7 protein-coding genes are annotated in these 9719 nt (G+C 39.6%); 5 read left to right on the top strand and 2 right to left on the bottom strand.

Annotation, left to right across the window (positions count from 1 at the left end; all coding sequences use genetic code 11):
- Window positions 1-288: 288 nt before the first annotated feature.
- Window positions 289-2445, top strand: a complete 2157-nt coding sequence (recQ, locus tag H6G74_RS30575; RefSeq protein WP_190971260.1) for a DNA helicase RecQ — start codon at window positions 289-291, stop codon at window positions 2443-2445.
- Between the two features lie 78 nt (window positions 2446-2523).
- On the opposite strand, the gene H6G74_RS30570 is transcribed toward recQ, so the two are convergent.
- Window positions 2524-2667: a hypothetical protein gene (locus tag H6G74_RS30570; protein ID WP_190971259.1), complete on the bottom strand. Its 144-nt coding sequence runs from the start codon at window positions 2665-2667 to the stop codon at window positions 2524-2526.
- A 571-nt stretch (window positions 2668-3238) separates the two neighbouring features.
- Here H6G74_RS30570 and H6G74_RS30565 point away from each other — a divergent pair.
- From H6G74_RS30565 to H6G74_RS30555, 3 genes are all read left to right on the top strand, one after another.
- Window positions 3239-3868, top strand: a complete 630-nt coding sequence (locus H6G74_RS30565) for a Uma2 family endonuclease (RefSeq protein WP_190971258.1) — start codon at window positions 3239-3241, stop codon at window positions 3866-3868.
- Between the two features lie 602 nt (window positions 3869-4470).
- Window positions 4471-6453 carry an AMP-dependent synthetase/ligase gene (locus H6G74_RS30560; protein ID WP_190971257.1) on the top strand — a complete coding sequence of 661 codons (1983 nt, stop codon included), beginning with the start codon at window positions 4471-4473 and terminating at the stop codon, window positions 6451-6453.
- Window positions 6454-6588: 135 nt separating this feature from the next.
- Window positions 6589-7038 carry a YlqD family protein gene (locus H6G74_RS30555; protein ID WP_062295191.1) on the top strand — a complete coding sequence of 150 codons (450 nt, stop codon included), beginning with the start codon at window positions 6589-6591 and terminating at the stop codon, window positions 7036-7038.
- Between the two features lie 44 nt (window positions 7039-7082).
- Here the strand turns inward: H6G74_RS30555 and H6G74_RS30550 are convergent, their stop codons facing one another.
- On the bottom strand, window positions 7083-7607 hold the full coding sequence (locus H6G74_RS30550; RefSeq protein WP_313888529.1) for a hypothetical protein: 525 nt from the start codon (window positions 7605-7607) through the stop codon (window positions 7083-7085).
- 531 nt (window positions 7608-8138) lie between these two features.
- Here H6G74_RS30550 and H6G74_RS30545 point away from each other — a divergent pair.
- The gene (locus H6G74_RS30545) at window positions 8139-9470 is read left to right on the top strand and encodes an AAA family ATPase (protein ID WP_190871518.1); all 1332 of its coding nucleotides are present in this window, start codon (window positions 8139-8141) and stop codon (window positions 9468-9470) included.
- Window positions 9471-9719 lie beyond the last annotated feature (249 nt).

The raw sequence follows: 9719 nt of genomic DNA, 5'->3' as shown, positions 1-9719 counted from the left end.
ATTCAAAAACCAAGTCAACTCGCTTGAAGTAAGGCTTGAGCCGTGTGAGTACGAAAGTCTCACGCACGGTTCTCAGGGGAGGGGAGAGCGGTGACGCTCAAACCTTACCCAACGATAGGTGACAGGTGACAGAGTTAAAAGTCTTTTATTGTCTAAATTTTATCGGGTAGTCGAATCTCAGTAACCGGCGGCGCAGAGAAGGAAATTCATGACTTCTCGACGTGAGATTGTTACAATCCTTTTATCTTCGTAAACCTCACGCAGAATGCAGCCAAAAAAGCGATCGCTATGCTTCAGTATCCTAATCTCGAACAGGCGCTAAAATATCACTTCGGTTATGATAATTTCCGTCCTGGACAGCGAAAAATTATCGAAGATGCGCTACAAAATCGGGATTTGCTGGTAGTTATGCCCACGGGTGGCGGTAAGTCTTTGTGCTTTCAATTACCTGCGTTGATCAAGAAGGGATTGACGGTGGTGGTATCACCGTTAATTGCGTTGATGCAAGACCAAGTGGAAGCACTGCGAAATAATAATATTAGCGCCACGTTTCTCAATAGTAGTTTGAATCCTTATCAAGTTCGTTCTCGTGAAGAGGCCATTCTAAATGGTAAGGTAAGATTACTCTATGTTGCCCCAGAACGGCTGATGAGTGAAAGGTTTTTGCCGTTTCTCGATTTAGTACATCACCAAATTGGGATTTCTACCTTTGCAATTGATGAAGCGCACTGTGTTTCGGAATGGGGACATGATTTTCGTCCAGAATACCGTCAGTTGAGGTCATTGCGATCGCGTTATCCCAATGTTCCGACAATTGCGTTAACAGCAACGGCGACTGAACGTGTTCGTTCGGATATCATTCAACAAATTGGGTTAAGGCAGCCTAGTATTCATATTGCGAGTTTTAATCGGCAAAATCTGTATTACGAAGTCCGCCCCAAAACTAAATATGCTTACGCGGAATTATTAGAATTAATTCGAGAAATTGACGGTTCAGCGATTATTTATTGTCTGACTCGCAAAAAAGTTGATGAATTAACTTTTAAACTGCAAAATGATAAAGTTTCAGTTTTGCCTTATCATGCGGGATTAAGTGACGAAGAACGCAGCAATAATCAAACGCGATTTATTCGAGATGATGTGCGGGTGATGGTGGCGACTATCGCTTTTGGGATGGGAATTAATAAACCAGATGTGCGGCTAGTAATTCACTTTGATATTCCCCGCAATTTAGAAAGTTACTATCAAGAATCTGGGCGGGCTGGGCGAGATGGTGAACCTTCACGCTGTACAATCTTTTTTAGTTTTGGTGATATTAAAACTATTGAGTGGAGTATTAACCAAAAAACCGATGCTCAAGAACAGTTGATTGCTAAACAACAACTGCGACAAATGATAGATTATGCTGAGGGGACAGATTGTCGCCGAACAATTCAACTCAGTTATTTTGGCGAAAGGTTTCTGGGAAATTGTGCTAACTGTGATAATTGTCGTCATCCCAAACCCGTGGAAGATTGGACAATTGAAGCGATGAAGTTTTTATCTTGTGTGGCGCGTTGCAAAGAAAGATTTGGAATGCTGCATATTATTGATGTGTTGCGGGGGGCGAAAAATCAGAAGATTACCCAATACGAACACGACAAATTATCTACTTACGGTATCGGTAAAGATAAAAGTGTGGAAGAATGGCGAATGTTGGGGCGATCTCTTTTACATCAAGGTTTGTTAGAACAAACTAGTGATGGTTATTCTGTTTTAAAATTAAACGCCCACAGTTGGGAAGTGATGCGACGACAGCGCAAAGTGGAAATTGCTGTGTCTGCAACCCAAAAATTAACTTTAATCGAAGAAAGTCCCAAAGCTGCTGAGGCTGAAGAATTATTACATAAATTGCGATCGCTGCGTAAGCAATTGGCTGATGAACAGTCGGTTCCACCTTACGTTATCTTTCATGACTCGACGTTAAAATTGATGGCACAGGTACAGCCTAAAACCTTAGTTGAATTTGGCAAGTTATCTGGTGTAGGGAGTCATAAACTTGCCCAATATGGCGAAAAATTCTTAGCAGAAATTCGGGCTTACCGCGAGGCGAAAAGTTCAGTGAGTTCTGATGTTGATGTCATACCTTCAGTCAGCTTAATTTCTGGAACGGAATTACAAACACTGCATTTACATCAACAAGGTTTAAGTGTCGCTGAAATTGCCAAACAACGCAAACTCAGCCCAACGACAATTGTTAGCCATCTCGCAAGATTAATCGAGAAAAATCAGCCTGTAGACTTATACCAAATTGTACCTTTAGAACATCACCAAAAAATTTGGCAAGTGCTAGAAGTTCTCGGTGATATTCCTCTCACACCCCTGAAAGAACAACTGGGTACAGCTTATACTTTTGATGAAATTCGCTTAGTCAAAGAAAAATGGCGACAAGAAAAGCGTAAATAATCTTTTTAGCGATCGCACCAACACATATTATTCCATGTTTTTCTACAGAGCGATCGCCCGAAAGCAGCAATCAGGATTTTAGGAAATTTCAGAACTAGATACAGGTTGTGTTGCTACTTTAGCTTCATTTTTGTCAGTCAAAATCACAGACAACAGCTTTGGCAACATCAAACAAGCCACAGTATTTACCAATGTCAGCAATAAACCGTCTGTAAAGCTCATGTATATGCCCCTTTTTGCAAAATTTTGTTTGCTATTTACCTAGTGTGAAACATATTTTGTCAAATGAACTACATTAGTGCTTTTGATTTTCTTTTGATCTCCATAAGCTAGTTCAATATTTAGTTTTGTAAAATTTTGCCAGAATGATATTCCACGATCAGATTCTCCTCTGCTGAAGTAAAAATTCATCTGCGTTTATCTGCGTACCCTACCCTTCGGGAACGCCTGACGGCGAACGGGAAGCCGCTACCGCGTCTACATCCTCTTGAATCGGCGGTTAAATTTATATTGCTGTACTTCACCAGTATGATAATAGTTATAAATAAGTGTGAATTTATGGATGCTATAGGACTCATATTTGATTTATGAAAAAAAATCCGTACACCCAAAAATCCCTCTTTCCTACTCCCCACTCCCTACTCCCTACTCCCTGCCTACACAGATAATTTCAAAAATCAAACCGGATTCCTATAGATACTGATTAAGCAGTAAAACCCAAAAATATTAAAATAAATTGTAATTAGAGTAATTTTATCTGTTCATCAAGCACTTAAAGTATGAGTTCGATAATATGACTCAAGCACAAATCGAATCTAAACTATACAGTTTCGATGAATTTATCAAATGGTATCCTGAAAATTCAGAAGTTCGATATGAACTGCATGATGGAGTAATTATCGAAATGCCAAAGCCAAAGGGAAAACATTCAAATCTCACAGGTTCCCTAATCGAGCAACTATTGATAATTATTAGACAGATAGGCTTTGGTGGAGTTTGGATTATTCCCAGAGAATCGATTATCAAACCTAAACGAGAAAAATCAGGTTATGAGCCAGATATCATCGTTTTAAACAAACAAGTTCTTGGGAATGAACCCCGATGGGAAAGCGAATCAATTATTCAAAATCCTGATTCAGTCAAATTAATTGTTGAGGTGGTTTCTACTAATTGGCGTGATGATTATTACGATAAATTTCGAGATTATGAAGAAATGGGGATTGAGGAATATTGGATTATCGATTATGCAGCACTAGGGGCGAGAAAATTCATTGGTAATCCGAAGCAACCCACAATTTTTGTTTGTAGCTTGGTTGATAAAGAGTATCAGATGGCGACCTTTACAGGAAATATGACTATTGTTTCTCCTATCTTGCCCCAATTTAATTTAACTGCACAGCAAATTTTTGATTTGGCTTCATAGGAGAACTTTAATTACCGTAGAAGTATTTAATTGCGTGCGGATCGCTCATAGATTTAGAAGCCCAACTTCTGTTAGAATTTGGGCTTCTAAGTGTTCTGGTGCAGAGATTAATTAATAACTAGAACATCTGGAACAAAAATGGGGACTGAATTTACAATATTGACTGCCTGTTACTGCATAAACCGTACAATAAGGGAAACTAGTAACTGCAACTGTAGCTTTTGTTGATGTGGGCGCTGTTGTAGATGCTTGATTAGACCTGATTTTAGCTAGAATCCCAGACAGTAATTTAGGTAATACCAAACAAGCAGTCGCATTGAGCAGGGTGAGGCATATTGCATCTGTGAAATCTATAGGTAATCACCCCCATTGAAAAGTTAGGTGGTCACTGTTTTTGATGTTTGCCATCAAAATTAAGCAATCTTAGTGATGTATTGCTTAAAGTTTATATAACTTCACTCTAACATAAGTTTTTATCAATGCAACGTTGACCCGACTCAATAACTGACACAATCCGCGATGTAGAAATTTAGGAGAGTATTGTAGTGTGGATAGCAGAATAAACTAGAACTTAAAAATTACTACACTTTAGGTAATGTGTTATGTCCAAGACCCAATCTGCATCTTCAATATTATTAAACATCAGTGAGAGAGAAAGACTGGCATTTCAAGGTTATGTAGATTACTCAAAAGTAAATTTACTCTCGGAGATTTGGCCTTTAGCTGCAAAAGAATTTGGGAATATTGTGGCGTTGCGAAATCCCCATTCCAAACCAGAAACAGTTGTTACATATACTCAATTAGCAGAACAAATTCAACAATTTGCAGCAGGTTTGCAAGCTTTAGAAGTCCAAGCAGGCGATCGCATTTCCTTAATTGCTGATAACAGTCCTCGCTGGTTCATTGCTGACCAAGGTATTATTACGGCTGGCGGTGTGGATGCTGTGCGTAGTTCTCAAGCCGAGAAAGAAGAACTACTGTTTATTATTGCCAATAGCGGCAGTACAATTTTGGTAATTGAAGATTTAAAAACCTTAAATAGATTACGCGATCGCCTGTGTGACTTACCAATTCGCGTCATTATCTTACTGTCTGACGAAACGCCACCAACTGATGACGCACTGAAAATCCTGAATTTCAACCAGTTACAAGAACTTGGGGCAAAGCATACCTTAGTGCGACTGCAACAGTCTCCTGATGACTTAGCAACTTTAATTTATACATCTGGAACCACAGGAAAGCCCAAAGGAGTGATGCTGTCCCACAGCAATTTAATGCACCAGGTGAAATATTTGCGGGCGATAGTCCAACCACACCCAGGTGATGTTGTGTTGAGTATTTTACCAACCTGGCACAGTTACGAACGTAGTGGTGAATACTTTTTGTTATCACAAGGTTGCACTCAAGTTTACACAAACTTGCGTTCTGTGAAACGCGACTTGAGAGAATTTAAACCAAATTATATGATTGCCGTCCCCCGGTTGTGGGAATCAATTTATGAAGGTGTGCAGAAGCAGTTTCGAGAACAACCAGCCAACAAGCAACGCCTGATCAACTTTTTAGTGGGGATGGGTGAAAAGTATATCAAAGCGCAACGCATTGCCCAAGGCTTGTGTTTAGATCATATTCAAGCTTCCAGCGTAGAAAGAATTTTGGCTAAAATTCAAGCATTGGCATTGTTGCCGTTGCATATTTTGGGAGAAAAGATAGTTTATGCCAAGGTAAGAGAAGCCACAGGCGGAAAGATTAAGCATGTAATTAGTGGTGGTGGCGCATTACCAAGGCATATTGATAACTTTTTTGAAATTATTGGTGTAGAAATTTTACAAGGTTACGGTTTAACCGAAACTTCTCCCGTGACGAATGCGCGTCGTCCTTGGCGAAATTTCCGTGGTTCATCCGGTCAACCAATTCCAGGAACAGAAGTAAAAATTGTAGATCCTGAAACTCGCCAGCCTCTCCCAAAAGGAAAACGAGGTTTAGTGCTGTTGCGGGGGCCACAAATCATGCAAGGGTATTACCAAAACCCGGAAGCAACCGCCAAAGTGATTGATGCTGAAGGTTGGTTTGATAGCGGTGATTTGGGTTGGGTCACACCAGAAAATGACTTGGTGCTGACTGGCAGAGCCAAAGATACAATTGTTTTGACAAACGGGGAAAACATCGAACCACAACCAATTGAAGATGCGTGTTTGCGATCGCCTTATGTTGACCAAATCATGCTCGTAGGGCAAGATCAGCGCAGTATTGGTGCTTTAATTGTTCCCAACCTGGAAGCCTTAGCAAAATGGGCTGAAAGTCAGAACGTGCAACTAAGTCTACCAACTCAACTCAGCACTCAGGACTCAGCACTCAGCACTGGTGTTGACCTAGAGAGTAAAATAATCCAGGATTTGTTTCGCCAAGAATTGAATCGGGAAGTTCAGAATCGTCCAGGTTATCGTTTAGACGATCGCATTGGGCCATTCAGGCTGATTCTAGAACCGTTTTCTATTGAAAATGGCTTGATGACCCAAACACTAAAAATCCGGCGACACGTTGTTGCAGAACGCTACCGCGACCTGATTAACGAAATGTTTGCCTGATAAAGCAGAATTCAGAGTCAAGAATTCAGAATTCAGAATTGATGAAAAACAGTTACATTCTGAGTTCTGACTACTGACACCCTGATTTCTTTGTTGATAATTTCCAATGCAAACTTTATAGAGTGAACGCGAAATATGGATCTTTCCAACCCCCAACTACTTTTGAAGCGCATCGTCAATGTCAAAGTGATTGTAACTCCTTTGTGGAAAGAGGAAGTACAACAGCAATTACAAGCCCAGATCAATCAACTTGATCAGCAATTGCAGCAACTCGACCTCGAAGGACAAAGAGCGATCGCAGCCATTCAAAAGCAAAGTATCCAACCACCTAGCCCCCAAACTCTGCAACAAATCGACAACATCCAACTGCAAGTTAATCAAAAGAAAAGCGAATTCCTAGAGCAGAAAAACCAAATGCTGCAAAACCTTCAGCAAGTACAACTGCTGGAGTTAGATCAAGAAGTTAACCAATTTCAAATGGAAGGATTTTTCCGTGTCGAAAAAGGTGATAACTTAATTAGCAAAATGCAAGTTGAAATCGTCATCCGTGACGGCATTATTGAAGATATTCGCGGAGATATCTAAATAAAGTGTGAAATATGAAGTATGAAATCTGAAAATTTTATACTTCATACTTCACACTTCAGACTTTTACTTTGGCGACTCCCAGATTTACATTGTATCTGGGAGCCAGCCCAGATAATTTCCCAGACAGGCGGAGAACTAACTAAAAGCGATCGGCCAAAAGTATTCATCTCCACCCGATATTTAATCGCCGTTACAGCAGCACTGTTTTGGGGAATATGTGTAATCGTCACTAAAGCTTGATTATGTTGCGGATAAATCACTTCAACCTTACGTGTTCCTTTCACTTCCTCCACATCTTCAATCGCATTTAACGCCAGAGTTTTGGGGTCACTCCCTTGCAGAGCCGAATTAAGACTTGTTAATGGTATAGATTTATAGTTAACTCGCTCTGGATAAACCAGATGATTTTCAGAATGTTGTATCACTGAAAATTGTTCTTTTTCGGGATTTTCAGTATTAATAACTGTTGCCGGAGGTTGATGTTGAGTGATATAAACACTAGTAGCAGCAGTAATAAAAATACTGAGTAATAAAATCCTCAGAAACTTCCACTTGCCTGACAGCATAAGCTTACAAAAATTTCCTACAGAACTAATTGTTAATTCTGAATTTTAAATTCAAGTTAAACCATTGATCCTATACACGTCCCTAAGAACAAAATCCTGATAAGTAAGTTTACATAATTATCTAGAAGACGCATTTCGACTTCGCTCAAGTTGTCAAAAAGCAATACAGACGGACTCTTATTGCACCTGAAAGTTCCTGTAAACATTTATCCACAAATACTAAAAGATTAATTCCTGTAGGGTGTGTGAGGCGCAGACTGTGTAGCTCATTCATCACCAAAACTATATACCAGCGCCTCACGCACCATCATCTGGCTACTTACAGCACTTTTGAAGCAAGCGAGGTACACCGTGAGTATTAAGTAATGAGTAATAAATAAATTTCTGACTCGTTACTCATTACTTAATACTCATTACTTTTTCCAATCAGTTGCTGTACCTCATAAACATCGAATCTGCTGTAAGATTTACTAACCTACCTATCTCCGCAAATTTGCGATAATATGACGCTAAATTCAGCGACTCATGTTTATGACCTCGAATTTTGCGCTTTTAAAGCGGATATATAATGTTTTTGACCCGTTCCGCCCTCTACCAGCAGGAGATCCGGCTTATGTTGATTGTTCAGAAGTGCGGGGCGACGGCGATATATTAGTAGAAATCGGCAGAGAGATTTTATACTCAGACAGAATGACCTCGCAACTGTATGCAGGTCATCGCGGTGCGGGGAAATCTACAGAATTGCTGCGGTTACAGAAATTTTTAGATGACGAAGGTTGCTTTGTAGTTTATTTTCCCGCCGATGAAGAAGATATTGACCCAGAAGATGCTCAATATACTGATATTTTGTTAGCTTGTACCCGCCACCTAGTAGAAGCATTAAAAGATAGCACTCCCCCAACTGTTTTGTTGAATTGGTTACAAGAACGTTGGCAAGATTTAAAAGATTTAGCACTCACTAAAGTTTCTTTAGAAAGTTTAAGTATAGAAGCTCAGATTTCTCAATTTGCTAAATTAACAGCAAATTTGCGAACAGAACCAACTCAACGCCAAAAAATTCGAGAACAGATTAACCCCCATACAGTTACTTTAATTGCGGCGTTAAATGAGTTTATTCAAGATGCTAAAAAGCACTTACCTGAAGGATATTCTCAACTAGTATTAATTGCTGATAACTTAGACCGAATTGTACCCATACCGCAAGAAGACGGACGCAGCAATCACGACCAAATTTTTCTAGATCGTAGCGAACAACTCCAAGCTTTAGATTGTCATTTGCTGTACACAGTACCAATTTCTTTACTGTATTCTAATCGCGCCGCCGACCTCGCTAATACCTATGGTAGTACTCAGGTATTGCCGATGATTATGGTGCAAACGCCTGATAATCAACCATACCAACGGGGTATTAATAAAGTTACAGAAATTTTACAAAAACGCCTGAATTTGATAGACCCTAGTTTATCTATTGTCGATATGTTTGAAGAGCGAGGAGCATTAGAAAGACTATGCTTAATGAGTGGAGGTCATGTGAGAAATTTATTATTATTAATGAAGGAGGCGATTAAATACACTAACTCTCTACCCATCCCTACCAGAGCCTTACTGCGTTCTGTTAGCGAGTTGCGAAATACTTATCGCAATACAGTTTTTTCTAATCAATGGGAAGCACTGGCAACTGTGCATTATTCTAAAGAGATAGTAAATGATTCACTGTATCGAGATTTATTATTTAATCGCTGTATTTTAGAATATCGTTATTTAAATGGAGATGGAGAAAGTCAAGTTTGGTATGATATTCATCCTCTGATTAAAGGAATTAAAGAATTTCAAGATACCTTTAATCGATTGTATCCAGGATAGATGAATGCAACACTGTTAAAGATTTTTACCCCACCCTAACCCTCCCCTTGTAAAGGGGCTACGGTGTACACACAAGTGGTAGCTGCAAGGATTTCAGGCATAACAGACCAGTTAAATTAAGTTGTACACATAAATGGATGTCTATTAGTAAGACAAGGAAAGTGAGGAGAAAAAACAGATGGAAAACCCAATTTTAATTCATGCACAAGAGTCTCAGGGGAAAACATTCGGCGACCCCAGGCTGGTAAA

Source organism: Nostoc spongiaeforme FACHB-130 (genome assembly GCF_014698475.1).
Taxonomy (GTDB): domain Bacteria; phylum Cyanobacteriota; class Cyanobacteriia; order Cyanobacteriales; family Nostocaceae; genus Nostoc_B; species Nostoc_B spongiaeforme.
Note: the sequence above shows the minus strand (reverse complement) of the source record. Positions and strands in the feature narration are given on the sequence as shown.

Bases quoted from the DNA above. Each gene is read 5' to 3' on its own strand.
- H6G74_RS30565 (WP_190971258.1), top strand. From the start codon at position 3,239: ATGACTCAAGCACAAATCGAATCTAAACTATACAGTTTCGATGAATTT.
- H6G74_RS30555 (WP_062295191.1), top strand. From the start codon at position 6,589: ATGGATCTTTCCAACCCCCAACTACTTTTGAAGCGCATCGTCAATGTC.
- H6G74_RS30560 (WP_190971257.1), top strand. From the start codon at position 4,471: ATGTCCAAGACCCAATCTGCATCTTCAATATTATTAAACATCAGTGAG.
- H6G74_RS30550 (WP_313888529.1), bottom strand. From the start codon at position 7,607: ATGCTGTCAGGCAAGTGGAAGTTTCTGAGGATTTTATTACTCAGTATT.
- H6G74_RS30570 (WP_190971259.1), bottom strand. From the start codon at position 2,667: ATGAGCTTTACAGACGGTTTATTGCTGACATTGGTAAATACTGTGGCT.
- recQ (WP_190971260.1), top strand. From the start codon at position 289: ATGCTTCAGTATCCTAATCTCGAACAGGCGCTAAAATATCACTTCGGT.
- H6G74_RS30545 (WP_190871518.1), top strand. From the start codon at position 8,139: ATGACCTCGAATTTTGCGCTTTTAAAGCGGATATATAATGTTTTTGAC.